The following is a 19,624-nucleotide window of genomic DNA, read 5'->3' on the forward strand; positions in this document are numbered from 1 at the left end:
CAGAACCGTCCCACGGGTCCGGGCCGCATCGAGCGCCGTCTCAGGGCGGGTCTGGAGGGACCCGTCGCAAACGCGACGACCCGATCATCGCTGACCGGGCCGTCGATGGCCGGCGGCAGGCGAACGATCGTCCGCCGCGAGGTCCGTCGTCGCGGCCTAAGCAGGGGCACGTCGGCCAACCGACGCTTCACCCTGCTCGGGTCTTTGGCGTGTCGTCGTGTCTTGACGCAAAACCGGTGGCCGCTCTTGCGAACCCTGCTCAGCGCGACTGAGGTGCGTCCGGGGTCGAGGGCTGTGCCGGAACCGGGACGGGCGCGGCGGGCTGGCCCGGCGTCGCGGGGGCGGCGGGCACGCCCTGACCCTGGCGCAGGGTGTCGAGCAGGTTGTCGGCGTTGGGCTGGGCGGGCTGCGTGGCGGAGCCGGCACCCTCGATGATCGAACGGGGCGCGGCGGCACGATGCGACATCACCGCCAGGGTCATGCTGGTGGTGAAGAACAGGGCCGCCAGGATCGCCGTGGCGCGGGTCAGCGCATTGGCCTGGCCGCGGCCGGTCATGAAGCCGGAGACGCCGCCGCCACCGCTGCCGCCACCGCCGAGCCCGAGCCCGCCTTCGGACCGCTGCAGCAGCACCACGACGATCAGGCCGAGGACGACGATGAGGTGGATCGAGATCAGGACGGTCTGCATGTCGCTTTACGAAGGTCCGAGGCTCCGCCCGGCGGGGCGACCCAATGGTCGCCGCATCGATGCGGTGCGTCTGCGAAAGAACGCGCTCGTACACGAGATCGGGATGGGCGCCAAATCCCGCAAGGGAGACGGGTCCGGCCAGGTCAGGCGCAGGCCGAGACGATCCCCAGGAAGTCCTCGGCTACCAGGCTGGCGCCGCCGACCAGTGCCCCGTCGACGTTGTCGACCGCCATCAGCTCGCGGGCGTTGCCCGGCTTGACCGAGCCGCCGTAGAGAATGCGGACGTTCTGGGCCTCGGCGCCGATGAGCTGGCCGAGCATCTCGCGCAAGGATGCATGCACCTCAGCGATGTCGCGCGGCGTCGGGGTGAGGCCGGTGCCGATCGCCCAGACCGGCTCGTAGGCGATCACGGTGTCGCGGCCGGTGGCACCCTTGGGCACGCCGATGGCGAGCTGGGCCCGCACGATGTCGAGCGCCCGGCCCTCCTCGCGCTCCTCTTGCGTCTCGCCGACGCAGATGATGCCGCATAGCCCTGCGCGACGAGCGCCCAGCGCCTTGGCGTGGACGCCGTCGTCGGTCTCGTGGTGGTAGGCCCGGCGTTCGGAGTGGCCGACGATGACGTAGCGGGCACCGAGGTCGGCCAGCATCTCCGCCGAGATCGAGCCCGTGAAGGCGCCGCTGGCCTTGGCGTGAAGGTTCTGTCCGCCGATGGCAACGGGCGAATCGTAGGTCGCCGCGACGCAGGAGGCGATCAGGGTGGAGGGCGGGCAGATCAGCACGTCGACACGCTCGCGCATCTGCGGAGTCAGACCGTCACGCACCGCCTCGACGATGGCGACCGACTTGCGCAGGCCGTTCATCTTCCAATTGCCGGCAACCAGCGGACGCCGCACCCGACCCGTCATTCTGTCCCTCATGCCTCGATCTGCCGTCGTATCGGGCGGTCGCCCGCCGCGGCGCGGGCCTAACAGAGCCCTATCGGTGGCGCAAACCGCGCGGCTCCCCGGATTCCGCTTCGTCTTTGCGGATGGCGACCGGATCGGCTATCGGCAGACGCACCACGATGCCTCCCGCGCGACGGAGACGGATCACCCGCGATCCGGTCGGTCGCGCTGGGAGGGCGCAAGAGCACCTTTGGTCACGAGCCGCCGAGCGTTCGATGCTTCAGTCCATCCGTACCGCCAGCCGCCATTGGCTCGGCAAGATCGTCCTCGGCGTGATCTTCACCTTCCTGATCGCCGGTATCGCGGTGTTCGGCGTGGAGGAGTTCTTCCGCGGGGGATCGACGAGCAGCGTCGCGACGGTGGGCAAGACGCCGATCACGGCGGAGGCGGTGCGCAGCGCCTACCAGAACCAGCTCCAGCGCTACCAGAGCCAGATGCAGCGCAGCTTCACGCCGGACCAGGCGCGGGCGCTGGGCATCGACCGGCAGGTGCTGGCCCAGCTGATCAGCGAAGCCTCCCTCGACCAGCAGACCCAGCAGCTCGGCCTCGTGGTGCCGGACGCGGCCGTCCTGCGGGCGATCCGCGAGGAGGCCGCGTTCAAGGGCGCCAACGGCAGCTTCGATTCGAGCCTGTTCTTCCAGACCCTGCAGCGCGCCGGCATCACCGAGACGGCCTTCGTGCGCGAGCAGCGCGCCGTCATCGCGCGGCTCCAGCTCGCCGAGGCGGTGGCCGCCGACCTGCACGTACCCGTGGCGATGCGCGAGGCGGTCCACCGCTATTCCAGCGAGCGGCGCTCGGCCGCCTTCATGACGCTGCCGCCCTCCGTGGCCGGCGACGTCCCGGCGGCGAACGAGGACGAGCTCAAGGCCTACTACGAGGAGAACAAGTCCTCGTACCGTGCGCCCGAGACCCGCGCCGTGACGATGCTGATCCTCGATCCGCAGACGATGGCCAAGCCCGACGCCGTGAGCGCCGACGAAGTCGCCAAGCGCTACGAGGCCAACAGAAGCAGCTTCGGCTCGCCCGAAAAGCGTACGATCCAGCAGATCGTCTTCCCCGATGCCGCCGCCGCGGAAGCGGCGCGCAAGCAGATCGAGGCGGGCGAGAAGCCGTTCGAGGCAGTGGCGGCCGAGCGCGGGCTCGACGCCAAGAACCTGTCGCTCGGCACGCTGACGAAGGCGGAGGTCTTCGACAAGGCGGTGGCCGACGCGGCCTTCGCGCTGTCCCTCAACACGGTCAGCGCCCCGGTGCAGGGCCGCTTCGGCAGCGTCCTGCTGCGGGTGAGCGCCATCGTCCCCGAAGACCTGAAGCCGCTGGCCGCGGTCGAGGCCGAGATCCGCAAGGCGATCGCCACCGAGCGCGCGACCCGGGACATCGACGCCGCGCACGACGCCATCGAGGACCAGCGCGCCAACACCAAGCCGCTGGCCGACATCGCCAAAGACCGCGACATGGCGCTCCTCACCGTCCCGTCGGTGGACGCGCGCGGCGCCGACCCCACGGGCAAGACCGTCGAGGGCATCCCGGACCGCGACACGGTGCTGGCGGCGGTGTTCCGCAGTGACGTCGGCGGTGACACCGAGGCGTTGCGCACCAAGTCCGGCGGCTACGTCTGGTTCGACGTGACCCAGGTCGATCAGGCCCGCGACAAGCCCCTGGCCGACGTCCGCGACGCGGTGGCCGCCGGCTGGCGCAGCGCCGAGGTCGCCAAGCGCCTGGCCGCCAAGGCCAAGGATCTCGTCGCCCGCCTCGACAAGGGCGAGGCCCTGGAGACGCTGGCCGCCGAGACCGGCGTGCAGGCCGAGACGGAAACCGACCTCGTGCGCGGGCAGCCCAAGGGCCAGCTCACCGCCGCCAGCGTCGAGCGCGTCTTCGCGACGCTCCTCGACAAGGCGAGCTCGGCGGAATCGGGCGAGTCGCGCGTGGTGTTCAAGGTCACCGGTGCGACCATGCCGGGCCTGGCGCTGGGTAGCTCCACCGACACCGCCATCGAGAGCCGGTTCCGCACCGTGGTCGCCGACGACGTGCTGAGCCAGTACATCGGCGAGGTCCAGAAGGACGCCGGGGTCACGGTCAACCAGGCCGCCTTCCGGCGCGCCATCGGCGGCGAATACTGAAACCTCAGGACCGATGCCGATGTCCGATCCCTCCGCCGAATCGCAGGTGATGGAGGCCTACGGGGCGGGGCGGGCGAGCCTCGTCAGCCTGACGCTGGTGGCCGACCTCGAAACCCCCGTGGCGGCCTACCTGAAACTCAGGGCCGGCCACGCCGGGCCGGCCTTCCTGCTCGAATCGGTGGAAGGCGGCGCCGTGCGCGGCCGCTATTCGATGATCGGCCTCGATCCCGATCTCGCCTGGCGCTGCCGCGACGGCCGGGCCGAGATCGCGCAAGGGAGCGACCTCACTGCCTTCACGCCCGAGCCCGATCATCCGTTGCAGAGCCTGCGCAGCCTCATCGCCGCCAGTGCCATCGGCGACGAGGCCCGCGACGAAGCGCTTCCACCCATGGCGGCGGGCCTGTTCGGCTACCTCGGCTACGACATGGTCCGGTCGATGGAAGCGCTCGGCGTGCCCAACCCCGACCCCCTCGGCGTGCCGGACGCGATCCTGATCCGGCCGCGCGTGATGGTGGTGTTCGACGCCGTGCGCGACCTCATCACCGTGGTCGCCCCGGTGCGGCCGCGCGAGGGCATCGGCGCCAGGGCCGCCTACGAGACGGCGCTCTCCACCCTCGAGCGCGTGGCGGAGACCCTGGAAGGGCCGCTGCCGGTGGAGGCGCGGATCGATCCTCGCGGGATCGCGGCGCCCGATCCCGTCTCCAACACCACGCCGGACCAGTTCTACGCGATGGTGGCCCGTGCCAAGGAGTACATCGTCGCCGGCGACGTGTTCCAGGTGGTGCTGTCGCAAAGGTTCGAGGCGCCCTTCACCCTGCCGGCCTTCGCGCTCTACCGCTCGCTGCGGCGGACGAACCCGGCCCCGTTCCTGTGCTACCTCGACTTCGAGGCGTTCCAGGTGGTGTGTTCGTCGCCCGAGATCCTGGTGCGGGTGCGCGAGGGCGTCGTCACCATCCGGCCCATCGCCGGGACCCGGCCCCGCGGCGCCACCCCGGCCGAGGACAGGGCGCTGGCCGATGAACTGCTGGCCGACCCCAAGGAGCGCTCGGAGCACCTGATGCTGCTCGACCTCGGCCGCAACGACGTCGGGCGCGTCTCGACCATCGGCTCTGTGACGGTGACGGATTCGTTCTTCCTCGAATACTACAGCCAGGTCATGCACATCGTCTCGAACGTGGAGGGCAGGTTGGACCCCGCCCACGACCCCTTGAGTGCCCTGGCCGCCGGCTTTCCCGCCGGCACCGTCTCCGGGGCGCCGAAGGTCCGTGCGATGCAAATCATCGACGAGCTGGAAAGCCAGAAGCGCGGGCCCTACGGCGGTTGCATCGGCTACTTCGGCGCGCGCGGCGAGATGGACACCTGCATCGTCCTGCGCACCGCCATCGTGAAGGACGGCCGCATGCACGTTCAGGCCGGGGCGGGCATCGTCTACGATTCCGACGCCGCGTCCGAGCAGCAGGAATGCGTCAACAAGGCCCGGGCCCTGTTTTGCGCCGCAGAGGACGCGGTGAGGTTCGCGAGCCGGGCGCGCAGGGGGCAGTAGAACCGTCCCCCGCGCCGTCGCCGGCCGTCAGAGGCCCACCACCCGGCGCAATGGCGGCGCGACCGGGGACGCGAGCCGCGCGCCTGCCGCGCGGGCCTGGTTGTAGAGGCCGCGGTGCGTCGGACTCGGCACGAGCCGGTCGGTGAGGCCGATCACGGTCTCGGCGGCGCCGAGCAGCAGGGCCCCGTCAGGCGACAGGCTGGCGCTGAGCCGCCCGAGGACGTCGCCCTTGGTCGGCGCATCGAAGTAGATCAGCACGTTGCGGCAGTAGATGATGTCGAAGGTGCCCAGCGCGTCGAAGGGGTGCAGCAGGTTGAGGGGACGGTAGTCCACCATCTGGCGCAGGCCCTGCGAGATCCGCCACTGCTCGCCGATCTGCTCGAAGTGCTTGAGCAGGAGCTGCACCGGCAGGCCGCGCTGCACCTCGAAGTGGCTGTAGAGCCCGGCCCTGGCCTTCTCCAGCACCTCGGTGGAGATGTCGGTGGCGACGATCTCGACGGTCCAGCCGGCCAGCCGTGGGGCGGCGTCCTGCAGCATCATGGCGATGGAGTACGGCTCCTGGCCGGTGGAGGCCGCCGCGCACCAGATCCGCAGCTTGCGCTGGGCCGCCCGGCGCACGATCGCCTCGGGCAGGAGCACGTCCTTGAACAGGTCGAACGGCGTGCGGTCGCGGAAGAAGAACGTCTCGTTGGTGGTCATCGCCTCGACCACCGCCTTCTCCACGGCCGGGTCGCGGGGCGTCTTCAGCGCGCCGACGAGGTCGTGCAGGGTGGCGAGGTTGAACCGGCGGCAGACCGGGCCCAGGCGGCTCTCGACGAGGTAGCGCTTCTCGGCCGTGAGGGCGAGGCCGGAGCGCGTCTTGAGATAGGCGCGCAGGAAATCGAACTCGACGTCGGTCATGCGCCATGTCCCGTCAGAAGGTTGCGCAGGGCGCCGCCGATGTCGCCGAGAGGCAGGATCGCCTGGGCGAGGCCGGCCTTGGCGATGCTGCCGGGCATGCCCCAGACCGTGCTGGTGGCCTCGTCCTGGGCCAGCACCGCGCCGCCGGCCTCCGTGAGCGCCCTGGCGCCCCCGGTGCCGTCCGAGCCCATGCCCGTGAGCACCACCGACAGGGTGGCGGCGCCGTAGATGGCGGCGGCATCCCTGAACAGCACGTCGACCGCGGGCCGGCAGAAGTTCACCACCGGCCCGTCGTCGAGGCGGATCGTGACCTCGCCGCGGTTTCCGGCGAGCCCCATGTGGCGCCCGCCGGGCGCAACGTAGATCCGGCCCGGCATCAGGCGTTCGTCGGCCTTGCCCTCCGCCGCCGGAAGGCCGGTGCGGGCGCCGAGGTGCTCGGCGAAGACCGCCGTGAACACCGGCGGCATGTGCTGGACGATGAGGACGGGGAACTGGCGCAGGGTCGCCGCCCCGATCTTCTCCAGCACCTCGCCGACGGCGCGCGGCCCGCCGGTGGAGGCCCCGATGAGCAGGACCTTGGGGGGCACGACCGACCGGGCCTTGGGCCGCAGCAGGACGGGGGCGGCGGGGCGTGCGGACGGGAGAGGCACCCCGGCAGGGCCGGCAGTCGCGGCCGACGAGGAATGGGACGGACGGCGCCTGGCCCTGGCGGACCCGAACACCCGGACCCGTTCGATCAGGTCCGTGCGGAACACGTCGGAGGTTGTGACGCCGCGGTTGCTCTCGGGCTTGGCCAGATAATCGACGGCGCCGAGCGCCAGGCAACGCAGGGAGATGTCGGCATTGCGCGTCGTGAGGGTCGACATCATCACGACCTGGAGGCCGGGGCTCTTGGCCAGCAGCAGCGGCAGCGCCTGGGTGCCGTCGAGCTCGGGCATGTCGATGTCGAGGAGGACCACGTCCGGGTCGTGGCGGGACATCGCCTCGACGGCGATCCGACCGTTGGCGGCGGTGGCGACGACGTCGTAGCCGGCCTCGCCGAGCCAGCGGGCGACGAGGCCGCGCACGACGGCGGAATCGTCGGCGATCATCACCCGGATGCGGTGTCCCGCGCCTGCCGCGGTTCCTCCCGGAGTCGGAGCGTGCGACGGGGCGATGGCTGCCAACATGGGATGATACGCTTCACTGACGCGAACACGGAGGGAGGCCGTCGAGCCCGGAGGGACGTGGCTCAGGCAGCGTTGGCCTGCGCCGGGAAACCGACCTGCTCGAGCTTGGCCGAGACGATGTCGCGGTCGAACGGCTTCATGATGTACTCGTCGGCGCCGGCGTGCAGGGCCCGGGCGATCGCGCCGACGTCGTTCTCGGTGGTGCAGAACAGCACCTTGGGAGACCCGCCCGACGGGCTCTGGCGCAGGGCCCGCAGGAAGTCGTAGCCGTCCATCTCCGGCATGTTCCAGTCGAGCAAGATCACGTCCGGCATCGCATCCGAGCATTGGACGAGGGCCTTGGCACCGTCCTCGGCCTCGGCGACCTTGAAGTTCATGCCCTCGAGGATCCGGCGGGCGACCTTCCGGATAACGGCGGAATCGTCGACGATGAGACAGGTTTTCATCGGTTGCGTCCTCGGTTGACCGGTCAGGCGGCGCCGGCGGCGTGACGGGGGGCGCCGAACGCCAGCAGCGCATCGACGTCGAGGATCACGAGAAGGCGTCCGTCGAGGCGGTGGACGCCGAGGGTCAGGTCGCGCCAGCGCGCGTCGAGGTTGATCGGGACCGGCTCGTGCGTGCTCGACCCGAGCTTGAGCACCTCGCCGACCCCGTCGACGACGAGGGCGAAGGTCTCGCCGCCCTGTTCGAGGCCGATGGCCATCTGCTTGGCGTCGCCGACCCGTGCCGGAAGTCCGAGGCGGCGGCGCAGGCACAGGGCCGTGACGACGCGGCCGCGCAGGTTGAGGAGGCCGACGATCTCCGGCGGCGACAGCGGTACGGGGGTCACCCCGGCCGGGATGAACACGTCGTGGACCCGGTCGATCGCCAGGCCGAACATGGTCTCGCCGACGAAGACCGTGACGAAGTCGTTGGTCGCCCCGGCCTCGGCCTGGGTCGTGTTGGTGTTGGCGGCCTGCATCATGGAACTCACTCCGAACTCGGGATGTCGGCCTCAGGCGGCGTTGGCGAGGGGGACGACCTGGATCTCGGACAGTGCCGAGATCAGGCCGCTCCGGTCGAACTTCGCCACGAGGTCGATGATGGCGAGGCCCCGCGCCCGCTCGATCGCCTCCGGGCCGATCGAGCCGGTCAGGCCGATCACCGGGAGGGCCGCGACCCGTCCCTCCGCCTTGCGCATGGCCGCGACGAGGTCGAAGCCGTTGCGGCCCGGCATGTCGAGGTCGCAGACCACCACGTCGATCCGGCCGTTGGTGATCATCGTGGACAGCCCCTCCTCGGCGCTGCCGGCGGTGATGACGTGGTAGCCGGCCGCCTTGAGCACCGGGCTCAGCATGTCGCGGAAGAAGGCGGAATCGTCCACGAGGAGCAGCGTCGAGGTGCGGGTCTCGGTCTTGCGGGTCCCGCGGGCCCAGTCGTCGTAGGCCAGCGGCAGGAAGTGGGCGATGTTGATGATCTCGGTGGCGCGACCGCGCAGGACCGCCGAGCCGATGAGGTCGGAGCGGTCCGCCGAGATCTCGACGTCGAGGCGCTCCTCGACGATGTCGACGATCTCGTCGACCACGAGGCCCATGGCGCGCTCGCCGTCCGAGAACACCACCAGGGCCTGGGTGCCCTCGGACCGGATCTCGATGGAGGAATCGGCCGGGACCAGGGGCATCAGGCGGCCGCGGTACTGCACCAGGGGCCGGCCGCCGACCCACTCGATCTTCGAGGCCTCGATCTCCTCGAGGCGGGTGACGAGGGAGAGCGGCACCGCCTTGAAGCTGCCGGCACCGCCGCGGAACACCAGGAGCGTCGCCTTGGCGTCGGTGTCGGCGACCTCCTCCACCTCGGCCTCGATCGGCATGCCGCCGGCCTGCGAGCCCTGGCTGACCTGCTGGGCGATGCCGTTGGGATCGACGATCAGCACCACCGCGCCGTCGCCGAGGATGGTGTTGCCGGCAAACAGCGACAGGTGGCGCAGCTTCGAGGACATCGGCTTCACGACGATCTCCTCCGTGTGGAAGACCTCGTCCACGAGGATGCCGAAGCGCTGGCGGCCGACCTGAGCCACCACCACGAAGCCGGAATCGATGGTCTCGGCGTTCTGCTCCTGGCCGAGCACGCCGGTGAGCGTGACGATCGGCAGGAGGCGTTCGCGCAGGCGCAGCACCGGCGAGCCGTTGATGCGCTCCACGGTCTGGGCGGTGGTGCTGTCGACCCGCACCAGTTCGAGGACGGCCACCTGGGGCACCGCGTAGCGCAGGTCGCCGGCCTTGACGATGAGGGCGGCGATGATGGCGAGGGTGAGCGGGATCTTGATCGTGAAGGTGGTACCGCGCCCGAGCTGGGTGTTGATGTCGATCACGCCGCCGATGACGTCGATGTTGGTCTTGACGACGTCCATGCCGACGCCGCGCCCGGAGACCGAGGTCACGGCCTTGGCGGTGGAGAAGCCGGGGTGGAAGATGAACTTCGCCACCTGGGCGTCGGTCATCCGGTCGATCTCGGCCTGGCTGGCGACGCTGCGCTCCACCGCCTTGCGGCGGATCGCGGACAGGTCGAGGCCCTTGCCGTCGTCGGAGATCTCGATCGTGATCGTCCCGCCCTCGTGGTAGGCCGACAGGCGGATCGTGCCCTTGACGGGCTTGCCGGCCGCCTTGCGCTCGGCCGCCGACTCGATGCCGTGGTCGGCCGAGTTGCGGACCATGTGGGTGAGCGGGTCCTTGATGACCTCCAGGACCTGGCGGTCGAGCTCGGTCTCGGCGCCGTTCATCACGAGCTCGATCGACTTGCCGAGTTCGGAGGACAGGTCGCGCACCACCCGCGGCAGCTTCTGCCAGGCATTGCCGATCGGCTGCATGCGCGTCTTCATGACGCCTTCCTGCAGCTCGGCGGTGACGTGGCTGAGCCGCTGCAGCGGGACCTTGTAGGTCGAATCGTCGTGCTGGCGGGCGATCTCGAGGAGCTGGTTGCGGGTCAGCACCAGCTCGGACACCATCGTCATGAGGTGTTCGAGGGTGTCGACGTTCACGCGGATGGTCTGGACCTTGGCGACGCCGCCTTCGCTTTCGCCGCCGGACGCTGCCGGCGCCTCGGCCTTTGCCACGGGGGCGGGGACCGGGGGTGCGACCGGCTCGGGCTCGGGAAGCGGAGCCGGTGCCATCGCCATGGCCAAGTCGTCGGGGCCTTCCGCTTCCATGAAGGCGCGTTCGAGGTCCTCGAGGGTGACCTCGCCGGGCTTCAGCTCGCGCTGGACGGGCGGCGGCAGCACGATGTCGGCGCGCGGCTGCGTGGCTGCGGGGACAGCAGCTTGGCCGACCGGCCCGGAGGCCATGTGCTCGAGGGCGCCGATCAGGTCCTCGTCGTTGCCGACGGGCTCGGTCCCGGTCTTCTCGAGGTCGCCGAGGATCGACTTCAGACGGTCGAGGGTCACCAGGATCAGGCTGACGGCGGCGCCGGTCACCGGCATGCCGTCGCGGAACTGGCCCATCAGCGTTTCGGCCGCATGCGCCAGCGCTTCGAGGCGGGGCAGGCCGAGGAAGCCGCAGGTGCCCTTGATGGTGTGGACGAGCCGGAAGATGTTGCTCAGGATCGTCTTGTTGTTCGGATCCTGCTCGAAACGGACGAGTTCGGTGTCGACCGTGTCGAGGTGCTCGGCACTCTCAGTGAGAAACTCACGCAGCAAGTCGTCCATGAGAGGTACTCAGTCCAAACGCGCACTACCGTCCGTGCAGACGAGACCTTGAGCCATAATCAGTTAGTGAAGCGTTTCCGGCGATCACCAAAGCGTGACTCTCATCGGTAAATCGGGATGCCGCCGTGAGCGCCCGGTGCCTCCATCGCGCCCGGCCGAGCGTCGTGTGTCGCCCTGTCCGGCGGTGGCTTTCATGGTATCGCATGGCGGGGCGCGGACCGGTTCGCGCTTTTCAAGGCGGCGGCGCAGGGCGTCGAGGCGACGCCGCGAAGGAGGACGACCTTTTGCGACCCTGGCGCGACCAACCGGGCGACCGGCGCAGCTACCACCACGGCAATCTCAAGGAAGCGTTGATCGAGGCGGCCCGCCGCTTCATCGCCGAGCGGGGCGTGGGCGGTTTCACGCTGGTCGATGCCGCCCGCCTCGTCGGCGTCACCCCGGCCGCGCTGTATCGACACTTTCGCGGGCGCGAGGCGCTCCTGGAGGAGGTGGCGGGCCGCGGCTTCACCGATCTCGCGGCACGCCTCGCCAAGGCGGTGGGCGGGAAAGGCACGCCCCTCGAACGCTTCACCCGAATGGGCGAGGCCTACCTCGCCTTCGCCGAAGAGGAACCGGGCTACTACGCCGCCATCTTCGAGAGCCGCAGCGCCGGCCTCGGGGCCGCCACCACCGCGGAGCCCGCGGCGGCGCGGCCGAGCCCGTTCGATCTCCTGGTCGAATCGCTGCGCTCGACGTTCCCCGACGGTTTCGGGGCCATCGATCCGCGCTTCATCGCGATGGAGGTGTGGGCGCTCGCCCACGGCCTCGCCACCCTCTCCGCCGCCGGTCAACTGCCGCGGGGGCCCGGCGTGCCGGACAAGTACGAGCTTCTGCGCGCCGGAGTCCTCGCCCTGGTCCACGGTGCGGGCGCCCCCGTGGCCGCCAACCCCGAAGGCACGCGCCGCGGGACTTGAAATACCGGGGGGGCACCCGCAAGTTAACGAGGTTCACATTGACATCGGAGCATGCACCGTGAGCTTTTCCTCGACCTCCCCCTGGGCCAGCGGCAAGTCCTTCACAGGCAAGTCCTACCGCAACGGTCCGTTTCCGCGCCGGTCTTTCGAGATCGGCGCCATCGTCGTCGCCTTCATCTACTGGTGGCCGCTGGCGCTGGGTTACGTCGTCTGGAAGCTCTCGGGCTATCCGGCCTTTTCCGAACTGCGTGATCTCGTCGGCCGCACCACGGCGGCCGGAGCGAGCGGCCGGTCGCGATTCGCGGCGGCCTTCGAGGCCACCAATGTCGGCGGCACCGGCAACCTGGCCTTCGACGCCTATCGCAAGGCCGAGATCGAGCGCCTCGTCGCCCAGCGTCGCGCGCTCGACGAGGAGGGCCGCGCCTTCGCCGCCTTCGTCGAGGAGCTGAAGCGCGCCAAGGACCGCGAGCAGTTCGACGCTTTCATGGCCCAGCGTCGCGCCGCCGCCGGCTCGAAGGGGACTCCTGACGCCTGATCCGGCCCGTCGATCCGATCCGTCGAGAAGGGCTCCCCGCCGAACGGCGGGGAGCCCTTTTTCGTGGGTGCCCGCCGGGGATCGCGTCGTCGCCGCGCTTTCGCTGGTGTAGGACAGCGGCAGCAGCCTGACGGCGATGGCGAGCGGAGGAGCGGACGATGCGGGCTGAGGGCGAGACGGCATCGGTGCGGGTGGTCGACCATCCCCTGGTCCAGCACAAGCTGACGCTGCTGCGCGAGCGCGAGCGCTCGACCAAGGGATTCCGCCAGATCCTCAACGAGATCGGCATGCTGCTCGCCTACGAGGTCACCCGCGACCTCCCGCTCGAACCGGTGAGCATCGAGACGCCGATCCAGACGATGGAAGGCCGCCAGATCGCCGGCAAGAAACTGGTGTTCGCCCCGATCCTCCGCGCCGGCGTCGGCTTCCTCGACGGGATGTTGTCGCTAGTGCCTTCGGCGCGCGTCGCGCACGTCGGCCTCTACCGCGACCCCGAGACGCTGCAGGCGGTGGAATACTACTTCAAGGCGCCCTCGGACCTCGTCGACCGCACCGTCCTGGTCCTCGACCCGATGCTGGCCACGGCCAATTCGGCGGTGGCGGCGATCGATCTGCTCAAGGCCCGCGGCGCCCAGGACCTGCGTTTCGTCTGCCTGCTCGCCGCTCCCGAGGGCATCGCCCGGCTCCAAGCCGCCCATCCGGACGTCCCCGTGTGGACGGCGGCCATCGACAGCCACCTCAACGACCACGGCTACATCGTGCCGGGACTGGGGGATGCGGGCGACCGGATGTACGGGACGCGGTGAACCGACTTCGGCGTCCTGCCCTTGCCTTCGGAGTGTACGACGGCGATGACGGCGGCTCGACGCCAGGAGACACGCCATGTCGACACCGATCCCCGAGACCATGCGCCAGATCCGTTACACCGAGGCCGGTGGGCCGGAAGTGATCGCGGTCGAGACCGTGCCGGTGCCCAAACCCGGCCCGGGCCAGGTGCTGATCGAGGTGGTGGCGGCGGGCGTGAACCGGCCCGACATCATGCAGCGCGAAGGCAAGTATCCGCCGCCCAAGGGTGCCACCGAGGTGCCGGGGCTGGAAGTGTCCGGCCGGATCGTGGCGCTGGGGGAGGGCGCCGGCACCTTGTCCATCGGCGACGAGGTCTGTGCGCTGGTCATCAGCGGCGGCTATGCCGAGTTCGCCGTGGCGCAGGCCGGCCAGTGCCTGCCCAGGCCCAAGCCCCTGTCCCTCGTGGAGGCGGCCGGCCTGCCCGAGACCTATTTCACGGTGTTCAGCAACGTCGTCGAGCGCGGGCGGCTCAAGGCCGGCGAGACCTTCCTCGTCCATGGCGGCTCGAGCGGCATCGGCTCCACCGCGATCCAGATCGCCAAGCACCACGGCGCCACCGTCTTCGCCACGGCGGGGTCGGACGAGAAATGCGCCTTCTGCCGAGACCTCGGGGCGGATGCCGCCATCAACTACCGCACCGCCGATTTCGCCGACGAGGTGAAGACGCTCACGGGCGGCAAGGGCGTCGACGTCATCCTCGACATGGTCGGCGCCCCGTATCTCGCCCGCAACCTGTCGGCCCTGGCCGTCGAGGGACGCCTCGTCCAGATCGCCTTCATGCAGGGCTACAAGGCCGAGAGCTTCAGCATGACGCCGATCATGATGAAGCGGCTCACCTTCACGGGCTCGACCTTGCGTGCCCGGCCCGATGCCGACAAGGCGCAGATCGCGCGCGGCTTGGCCAGCCAGGTCTGGCCGCTCCTGGAGGACGGACGTATCCGGCCGATCATCCACGCGACCTTCCCGTTCGACCAGGCGCGGCAGGCGCACGAACTGATGGAATCGAGCGCGCACCTCGGCAAGATCCTGCTGCTCACCGGTCGCTGACACGGGTGCATCGGGCCTTGACCAGGAACTCTCGTCGCGAGCGCCGCGTTTGACGACCAACACGATGCATCCGCGTCGGTCGTAAAACGAGAGGCCGGTCGCGGCCTCGCAGACGAGGTCCTTCATGCAAGAGAACAGGCAACAGCAGCAGGAGCGGGTTCCGGTTCAGGACGCCCGCCAGGGCAAGCGCGGCAAGCCCATGCTCTACGTGCTGGGTGCGAGCCTTCTTCTTCTGGCGATTGCGATCACCGGGCTGATGACGTGGCAGGGCGCCAACTCGCCGCCCGACTACGCGTCGAAGAGCCAGGAAGCTTCCCGCGAGCAGGTCACCGGTTCGGTCACCGGCGGCACCGCGAAGGCACCGACCACGCAGCCCGCCAACCCGACGAGCGGCGCTCCGGCCCAGCCGTCCAGCGACGGCGCCCGCAAGCCGGAGTGATCGGCTTAGCCTCCATCGTCCGTCTCGATCCTCAACGGGTCGGGACGGGCACCTCTCCACGATAATCGTAGAATCCGCGCTTGGTCTTGCGACCGAGCCACCCCGCCTCTACGTATTTCACGAGAAGCGGACAGGGGCGATATTTCGAGTCCGCCAAGCCTTCGTAGAGAACCTGCATGACCGACAGGCAGGTATCGAGGCCGATGAAGTCGGCGAGCTGCAGCGGCCCCATCGGATGGTTGGCCCCGAGTTTCATCGCCGTATCGATCGATTCCACCGAACCGACGCCCTCGTAGAGCGTGTAGATCGCCTCGTTGATCATCGGCAGCAGGATGCGGTTGACGATGAACGCCGGAAAATCCTCCGACATGGTCGAAGTCTTGCCGAGCTTGCCGATGAAGGCCTTGGCCGATTCGTAGGTCGGGTCTTCCGTCGCGATGCCACGGATCAGCTCGACGAGCTGCATGATCGGCACCGGGTTCATGAAGTGGATGCCGATGAACCGCTCCGGCCGATCGGTGGAGGCGGCCAGTCGCGTGATCGAGATCGACGAGGTGTTGGTGGCGATGATCGCGTCGGGCTTGAGCGACCCGCACAGGGTGCTGAAGATCTTGCGCTTGGTCGCTTCGTCCTCGGTCGCCGCTTCGATCACCAGATCGCAGGGAGCGAGGTCGTCGTAGCTTCGCGCCTGGACGATGCGGCCGACCGCGCCGCGGCGCTGATCGTCGGTGATGGTACCCTTGGCCACCTGTCGGGCGAGATTTCCGTCGATGGTGGCGAGCCCGCTCTCGATCCGCGAGCCTTCACGGTCGTTGAGCCGCACGTCGAGCCCCGCCATCGCGCAGACATGGGCGATGCCACTTCCCATCTGTCCCGCACCGACGATCCCGACGGTCTTGATATCGATGCCCATCGCGTAACCCGCACCCCCGATGCGTCGTCGGCGGAGCCGGCGAACGCGTTGCATGCCAGGGCGTCGTGCCGACGCAGCGATCCCCCCGGATCAGTCGTTCCTTAGAACATTTTCACACGCAGGTGCAGTGCGGCGGCGAGCGTTTAATGCATGCCCGACCGCGCCGCGGCCGGGCATACGCAGTCGGCTTGCCTTCAGCCCTTGGCGCCGGCGATGGCGGCCTGCAGATCGGGCACCACCTGGAACAGGTCGCCCACGAGGCCGTAGTCCGCCACCTGGAAGATCGGCGCATCCTCGTCCTTGTTGATGGCGACGATGACCTTGGAGTCCTTCATGCCGGCCAGATGCTGGATCGCACCCGAAATTCCCACCGCCACGTAGAGGTCGGGCGCCACCACCTTGCCGGTCTGGCCGACCTGCCAATCGTTGGGCGCGTAGCCGGCATCCACCGCAGCGCGCGAGGCACCCACCGCCGCGCCGAGGCTGTCGGCCAGGGGCTCAATGAGCTCCTTGAACTTTTCCGCCGAACCGAGCGAGCGGCCGCCCGAGACGATGATCTTGGCCGCTGCCAACTCCGGCCGGTCGGATACGGCGATCTCCTCGCCCTTGAAGGTCGAGCCCCCGGCGGCCGGGACGGCGGCCTCCAACGGCTGGACGGTGCCGGCGGACCCGCCCTCCGCCGCCGCCTTGAAGGCGGCGGTCCGCACGGTGATCACCGCCTTGCCTGCCGGCGCCTGCACGGTCTGGATGGCGTTGCCGGCGTAGATCGGCCGCTCGAACGTGTCGGGCGAGACGACCTTGATGATGTCCGAGATCTGGGCGACGTCGAGGAGGGCGGCCACCCGCGGCAGCACGTTCTTGCCCGTGGTCGATGCGGCGGCCAGGATGACGTCGTAGGGTCCGGCGATGGACGCGATGAGGGCGGCGGTGGGCTCGGCGAGGAGGTGGTCGTAGGCCGAATCCTCGGAGACGAGCACCGTCTCGACGCCGTCGAGCTTGGCCGCCGCCGCCGCCGCCGCCTGCGCGCCGCTGCCCAGCACCAGGGCGTGGATCGGGCCGCCGATGTCGCGCGCGGTCGTGACCGCCTTGAGGCTGCCGTCGCGGACCGTGCCGTTTTCGTGCTCGATGAGAAGAAGGATGGTCATGGTCTGGAATAACCTCGGATCGGGTTGCCGCTGCGGGATGGACGACGCGTCGGGGAGGGGGCTCAGATCACCCCGGCTTCGCCTCGCAGCTTCTCCACCAGGGCGGCGGCGGATTCGACCTTCACGCCGGCCTTGCGCCCGGCCGGCTCCACCGTCTTGAGCACCTTGATCCGCGGCGTCACGTCGACGCCGAGGGCGTCGGGCGACAGCTCCTCCAGCGGCTTCTTCTTCGCCTTCATGATGTTGGGCAGGCTGGCATAGCGCGGCTCGTTGAGGCGCAGATCGGTGGTGACGATGGCCGGCAGGGCCAGGGTCACGGTCTGCAGGCCGCCGTCGACCTCGCGGGTGACGTCGATGCTTCCTTCGCCGAACGCGACCTTGAAGGCGAAGGTGCCCTGCGGCCAGCCGAGCAGGGCTGCCAGCATCTGGCCGGTCTGGTTGGAATCGTCGTCGATGGCCTGCTTGCCGAGGATGACGAGGCCCGGGGATTCCTTCTCGACCACCGCCTTGAGGATCTTGGCAACGCCCAGCGGCTCGACGGTGACGTCGGTCTTGACCAGGATCGCGCGGTCGGCACCCATCGCGAGCGCCGTGCGCAGCGTCTCCTGGGCCTGCTGCGGGCCGATCGAGACGGCGACGATCTCCGTGACCTTGCCCTTCTCCTTCAGGCGGATCGCCTCCTCGACCGCGATCTCGTCGAAGGGATTCATCGACATCTTGACGTTGGCGAGTTCGACGCCTGACCCATCGGCCTTGACGCGGATCTTGACGTTGTAGTCGACGACCCGCTTGACGGGCACAAGAACCTTCATGGCGGTCACAATCCTCAGCGCAGACACATCGATGCAGCGGGGCGGTCGACGGCCCTTCGTCCGGGCTCCTGTCGATCGAGCCCCGCCGACAAGGCGGCGGACCGTAGCGATGTGATTTCGCGGTTGTCAACGCGGGGCCCGGCACAGTCCGTGCGCGATCCCGGACACGAGGGCGTCGACGGGAACCTGGGCGCGGACGGGCGTTTCGGTTTCCCGCCTACCGGTTCTTGCCCGGAACCCACAACACGTCGTCCGCGCCGTTGGCGTTCGCCGTGCGGCTCGCCACGAACAGGAAATCCGACAGGCGGTTGAGGTATTGCAGCGCCTCGGCCGAGACCTGCTCGCCCTCGACGGCGGCGAGCGCCACGGCGAGGCGCTCCGCCCGGCGGCAGACAGTGCGGGCCTGATGGAGAAACGCCGCTGCGGCCGATCCACCCGGCAGCACGAACGACTTCAGGGGCGCGATGTCGGCGTTCAGCGCGTCGATGTCGGCCTCGATGCGCTTGACCTGGGAAGCGACGATCCGCAGCGGCTCGTAGGCCGGCTTCTCCACGCCTTCGGGGGTCGCGAGGTCGGCACCGAGGTCGAACAGGTCGTTCTGGATGCGGCCGAGCATGGCATCGAGTTCGGGACCGGCATGCAGCCGCACGAGACCGATGCAGGCGTTGGTCTCGTCCACGGTGCCGTAGGTCTCGACCCTCAGGTCGGCCTTGGAGCGGCGCTCACCGTTGGCGAGGGCCGTCGAGCCCTTGTCACCGGTGCGGGTGTAGATGCGGTTGAGGGTGACCACGGTGTTCGATCCGGGGTGATGTCAGCGGATTGCCGTCAGAAGGTGTAGCCGATCCGGCCACCATAGTTGGTCAGGCCGCGATTGTTCGCACACAGGCCGGCGTTCGACATGTGCTCGATCGTCGCCATGATGCTCCAGCGCTCGGTGATGCGGAAGCCCAATGCGGCGGCCTCGCGGAACAGCGGGTTGCAGCCCAGCGTGTTGAACCCATAGGGCGTGTTCGCCTTAGGGCCGGTGTAACCGTTGTGGGCGGCGCCGCCGAAGAAGCCGTCGAGGAAGACGCGCCGGCCGAAGGTCTCGGGAAAGAGGTCCACCGACCAGGTGGCGCCGATGTAGGCGAAGCTCGTGCGGCCGCCGGTGTTGTAGCTGCCACCAACGGTCGGACGTGGGACGAAGGCCTGCCAGAACGGGTCCGCGCTGATGATCGGCTTGGCGAACAGGATCTCGCCGTTGACGTTGGCGGTGCTGAATCCCCGGGCCTTGCCCTCGGCGCTGCCGGGGTCCTGCACCGATCCGCCGATGCGGACCTCCGAAACGAAGCTCATCGGCTGGGCCGGAGCGACATAGACGGGCGGCGCGGGCCGCGCGCCACGCAGGTCCGCACCCTGCGCGCTCGGGATCGTCGCGACGGCGCCGATCGCCACGGCGAGGGCGCCCTTGAGAAGGCGCAAGTGTTGGAACGGCATCGCTTCGGTGTCCGGCATGGCTCTCGCGCGAGGCTAGCACGCATCCGGTCCGCCCGTTGAGGGGACCACGCCGCCAATCATCCGGGGAGCGCGCGATAGATCCCCGGTGAGCCCTCGCCGCCACACCTCGGACGCTTGGCCGACCTCAGGCCGAGCGCCACCACAGCACGCCCATGATCACGACGATCGCGGCGAACTGCAGGATCACGCGCAGCCGCATCAGCCTCTGAGAGACGTTGCTGCTGCCGCCCCGCATCATGTTGACGAGGCCGAGCAGCAGGACGACGGCCACGGCGATGCAGGCGAACAGGACGATGGTGTTGGAGGACATCGGACGGGCGTCTCGGCTCGAGGGCGGGTGGTCCGGTGCCTGACGGTCTCCGGTCTCCGGACGACAGACATAGGACCGTCTCGGCGA

At 69.5% G+C, this 19,624-nt stretch carries 20 protein-coding genes; 7 read left to right on the top strand and 13 right to left on the bottom strand.

Annotation, left to right across the window (positions count from 1 at the left end; all coding sequences use genetic code 11):
• Positions 1-259 precede the first annotated feature (259 nt).
• Both secG and tpiA read right to left on the bottom strand, forming a co-directional pair.
• The gene (gene secG / locus ASF39_RS13675; RefSeq protein ID WP_055884156.1) at positions 260-688 is read right to left on the bottom strand and encodes a preprotein translocase subunit SecG; all 429 of its coding nucleotides are present in this window, start codon (positions 686-688) and stop codon (positions 260-262) included.
• A gap of 143 nt (positions 689-831) precedes the next feature.
• Positions 832-1,593, bottom strand: coding sequence for a triose-phosphate isomerase (tpiA, locus tag ASF39_RS13680; protein WP_055884153.1), 762 nt, complete (start codon positions 1,591-1,593; stop codon positions 832-834).
• A gap of 254 nt (positions 1,594-1,847) precedes the next feature.
• On the opposite strand from tpiA, the gene ASF39_RS13685 reads away from it, so the two are divergent.
• On the top strand, positions 1,848-3,749 hold the full coding sequence (locus tag ASF39_RS13685; protein WP_056284772.1) for a peptidylprolyl isomerase: 1,902 nt from the start codon (positions 1,848-1,850) through the stop codon (positions 3,747-3,749).
• Positions 3,750-3,768: 19 nt separating this feature from the next.
• Positions 3,769-5,292, top strand: a complete 1,524-nt coding sequence (gene trpE / locus ASF39_RS13690; protein WP_056284773.1) for an anthranilate synthase component I — start codon at positions 3,769-3,771, stop codon at positions 5,290-5,292.
• A 27-nt stretch (positions 5,293-5,319) separates the two neighbouring features.
• Here trpE and ASF39_RS13695 read toward each other — a convergent pair whose 3' ends face one another.
• The 5 genes from ASF39_RS13695 to ASF39_RS13715 form a co-directional block, all read right to left on the bottom strand.
• Positions 5,320-6,192, bottom strand: a complete 873-nt coding sequence (locus ASF39_RS13695; protein WP_056284776.1) for a protein-glutamate O-methyltransferase CheR — start codon at positions 6,190-6,192, stop codon at positions 5,320-5,322.
• Positions 6,189-7,361: a chemotaxis response regulator protein-glutamate methylesterase gene (locus ASF39_RS13700; protein WP_056284779.1), complete on the bottom strand. Its 1,173-nt coding sequence runs from the start codon at positions 7,359-7,361 to the stop codon at positions 6,189-6,191. The genes ASF39_RS13695 and ASF39_RS13700 overlap by 4 nt, the downstream gene beginning before the upstream one ends.
• A gap of 62 nt (positions 7,362-7,423) precedes the next feature.
• The gene (locus tag ASF39_RS13705) at positions 7,424-7,807 is read right to left on the bottom strand and encodes a response regulator (RefSeq protein ID WP_055884137.1); all 384 of its coding nucleotides are present in this window, start codon (positions 7,805-7,807) and stop codon (positions 7,424-7,426) included.
• Positions 7,808-7,830: 23 nt separating this feature from the next.
• On the bottom strand, positions 7,831-8,322 hold the full coding sequence (locus tag ASF39_RS13710; protein WP_055884719.1) for a chemotaxis protein CheW: 492 nt from the start codon (positions 8,320-8,322) through the stop codon (positions 7,831-7,833).
• Between the two features lie 33 nt (positions 8,323-8,355).
• Positions 8,356-11,040 carry a hybrid sensor histidine kinase/response regulator gene (locus ASF39_RS13715; RefSeq protein WP_056284781.1) on the bottom strand — a complete coding sequence of 895 codons (2,685 nt, stop codon included), beginning with the start codon at positions 11,038-11,040 and terminating at the stop codon, positions 8,356-8,358.
• A 284-nt stretch (positions 11,041-11,324) separates the two neighbouring features.
• Between ASF39_RS13715 and ASF39_RS13720 the strand changes: the two genes are divergently transcribed.
• From ASF39_RS13720 to ASF39_RS13740, 5 genes are all read left to right on the top strand, one after another.
• The gene (locus ASF39_RS13720) at positions 11,325-11,993 is read left to right on the top strand and encodes a TetR/AcrR family transcriptional regulator (RefSeq protein WP_056284784.1); all 669 of its coding nucleotides are present in this window, start codon (positions 11,325-11,327) and stop codon (positions 11,991-11,993) included.
• Positions 11,994-12,051: 58 nt separating this feature from the next.
• Positions 12,052-12,528, top strand: a complete 477-nt coding sequence (locus ASF39_RS13725) for a DUF2852 domain-containing protein (RefSeq protein WP_056284787.1) — start codon at positions 12,052-12,054, stop codon at positions 12,526-12,528.
• A gap of 158 nt (positions 12,529-12,686) precedes the next feature.
• A complete protein-coding gene (upp, locus tag ASF39_RS13730) occupies positions 12,687-13,334 on the top strand; it encodes a uracil phosphoribosyltransferase (protein ID WP_056284789.1) in 648 nt (215 codons plus the stop codon).
• A gap of 76 nt (positions 13,335-13,410) precedes the next feature.
• Positions 13,411-14,421: an NAD(P)H-quinone oxidoreductase gene (locus ASF39_RS13735; RefSeq protein WP_056284794.1), complete on the top strand. Its 1,011-nt coding sequence runs from the start codon at positions 13,411-13,413 to the stop codon at positions 14,419-14,421.
• A gap of 124 nt (positions 14,422-14,545) precedes the next feature.
• The gene (locus ASF39_RS13740) at positions 14,546-14,860 is read left to right on the top strand and encodes a hypothetical protein (RefSeq protein WP_056284797.1); all 315 of its coding nucleotides are present in this window, start codon (positions 14,546-14,548) and stop codon (positions 14,858-14,860) included.
• Positions 14,861-14,891: 31 nt separating this feature from the next.
• On the opposite strand, the gene ASF39_RS13745 is transcribed toward ASF39_RS13740, so the two are convergent.
• From ASF39_RS13745 to ASF39_RS13770, 6 genes are all read right to left on the bottom strand, one after another.
• Positions 14,892-15,773 carry a 3-hydroxybutyryl-CoA dehydrogenase gene (locus ASF39_RS13745; protein WP_055884114.1) on the bottom strand — a complete coding sequence of 294 codons (882 nt, stop codon included), beginning with the start codon at positions 15,771-15,773 and terminating at the stop codon, positions 14,892-14,894.
• Positions 15,774-15,967: 194 nt separating this feature from the next.
• Positions 15,968-16,918, bottom strand: a complete 951-nt coding sequence (locus ASF39_RS13750) for an FAD-binding protein (protein ID WP_056284799.1) — start codon at positions 16,916-16,918, stop codon at positions 15,968-15,970.
• Between the two features lie 62 nt (positions 16,919-16,980).
• The gene (locus ASF39_RS13755; protein ID WP_055884106.1) at positions 16,981-17,730 is read right to left on the bottom strand and encodes an electron transfer flavoprotein subunit beta/FixA family protein; all 750 of its coding nucleotides are present in this window, start codon (positions 17,728-17,730) and stop codon (positions 16,981-16,983) included.
• Positions 17,731-17,947: 217 nt separating this feature from the next.
• Positions 17,948-18,520 (bottom strand): cob(I)yrinic acid a,c-diamide adenosyltransferase, encoded by a 573-nt coding sequence (locus ASF39_RS13760; RefSeq protein ID WP_055884103.1) that lies wholly within the window; start codon positions 18,518-18,520, stop codon positions 17,948-17,950.
• Between the two features lie 35 nt (positions 18,521-18,555).
• Positions 18,556-19,206: an acyloxyacyl hydrolase gene (locus ASF39_RS13765; protein WP_056285160.1), complete on the bottom strand. Its 651-nt coding sequence runs from the start codon at positions 19,204-19,206 to the stop codon at positions 18,556-18,558.
• 145 nt (positions 19,207-19,351) lie between these two features.
• Positions 19,352-19,537 (bottom strand): twin transmembrane helix small protein, encoded by a 186-nt coding sequence (locus tag ASF39_RS13770; RefSeq protein ID WP_055884096.1) that lies wholly within the window; start codon positions 19,535-19,537, stop codon positions 19,352-19,354.
• Between the last annotated feature and the right edge of the window lie 87 nt (positions 19,538-19,624).

Source organism: Methylobacterium sp. Leaf108, assembly GCF_001423265.1.
Taxonomy (GTDB): Bacteria; Pseudomonadota; Alphaproteobacteria; order Rhizobiales; family Beijerinckiaceae; genus Methylobacterium.

What these genes read in the sequence shown, in the direction of transcription:
- secG (WP_055884156.1), bottom strand. Translation starts at nt 688, where the DNA reads ATGCAGACCGTCCTGATCTCGATCCACCTCATCGTCGTCCTCGGCCTG.
- tpiA (WP_055884153.1), bottom strand. Translation starts at nt 1,593, where the DNA reads ATGACGGGTCGGGTGCGGCGTCCGCTGGTTGCCGGCAATTGGAAGATG.
- ASF39_RS13685 (WP_056284772.1), top strand. Translation starts at nt 1,848, where the DNA reads ATGCTTCAGTCCATCCGTACCGCCAGCCGCCATTGGCTCGGCAAGATC.
- trpE (WP_056284773.1), top strand. Translation starts at nt 3,769, where the DNA reads ATGTCCGATCCCTCCGCCGAATCGCAGGTGATGGAGGCCTACGGGGCG.
- ASF39_RS13695 (WP_056284776.1), bottom strand. Translation starts at nt 6,192, where the DNA reads ATGACCGACGTCGAGTTCGATTTCCTGCGCGCCTATCTCAAGACGCGC.
- ASF39_RS13700 (WP_056284779.1), bottom strand. Translation starts at nt 7,361, where the DNA reads ATGTTGGCAGCCATCGCCCCGTCGCACGCTCCGACTCCGGGAGGAACC.
- ASF39_RS13705 (WP_055884137.1), bottom strand. Translation starts at nt 7,807, where the DNA reads ATGAAAACCTGTCTCATCGTCGACGATTCCGCCGTTATCCGGAAGGTC.
- ASF39_RS13710 (WP_055884719.1), bottom strand. Translation starts at nt 8,322, where the DNA reads ATGCAGGCCGCCAACACCAACACGACCCAGGCCGAGGCCGGGGCGACC.
- ASF39_RS13715 (WP_056284781.1), bottom strand. Translation starts at nt 11,040, where the DNA reads ATGGACGACTTGCTGCGTGAGTTTCTCACTGAGAGTGCCGAGCACCTC.
- upp (WP_056284789.1), top strand. Translation starts at nt 12,687, where the DNA reads ATGCGGGCTGAGGGCGAGACGGCATCGGTGCGGGTGGTCGACCATCCC.
- ASF39_RS13735 (WP_056284794.1), top strand. Translation starts at nt 13,411, where the DNA reads ATGTCGACACCGATCCCCGAGACCATGCGCCAGATCCGTTACACCGAG.
- ASF39_RS13740 (WP_056284797.1), top strand. Translation starts at nt 14,546, where the DNA reads ATGCAAGAGAACAGGCAACAGCAGCAGGAGCGGGTTCCGGTTCAGGAC.
- ASF39_RS13745 (WP_055884114.1), bottom strand. Translation starts at nt 15,773, where the DNA reads ATGGGCATCGATATCAAGACCGTCGGGATCGTCGGTGCGGGACAGATG.
- ASF39_RS13750 (WP_056284799.1), bottom strand. Translation starts at nt 16,918, where the DNA reads ATGACCATCCTTCTTCTCATCGAGCACGAAAACGGCACGGTCCGCGAC.
- ASF39_RS13755 (WP_055884106.1), bottom strand. Translation starts at nt 17,730, where the DNA reads ATGAAGGTTCTTGTGCCCGTCAAGCGGGTCGTCGACTACAACGTCAAG.
- ASF39_RS13765 (WP_056285160.1), bottom strand. Translation starts at nt 19,206, where the DNA reads ATGCCGTTCCAACACTTGCGCCTTCTCAAGGGCGCCCTCGCCGTGGCG.
- ASF39_RS13770 (WP_055884096.1), bottom strand. Translation starts at nt 19,537, where the DNA reads ATGTCCTCCAACACCATCGTCCTGTTCGCCTGCATCGCCGTGGCCGTC.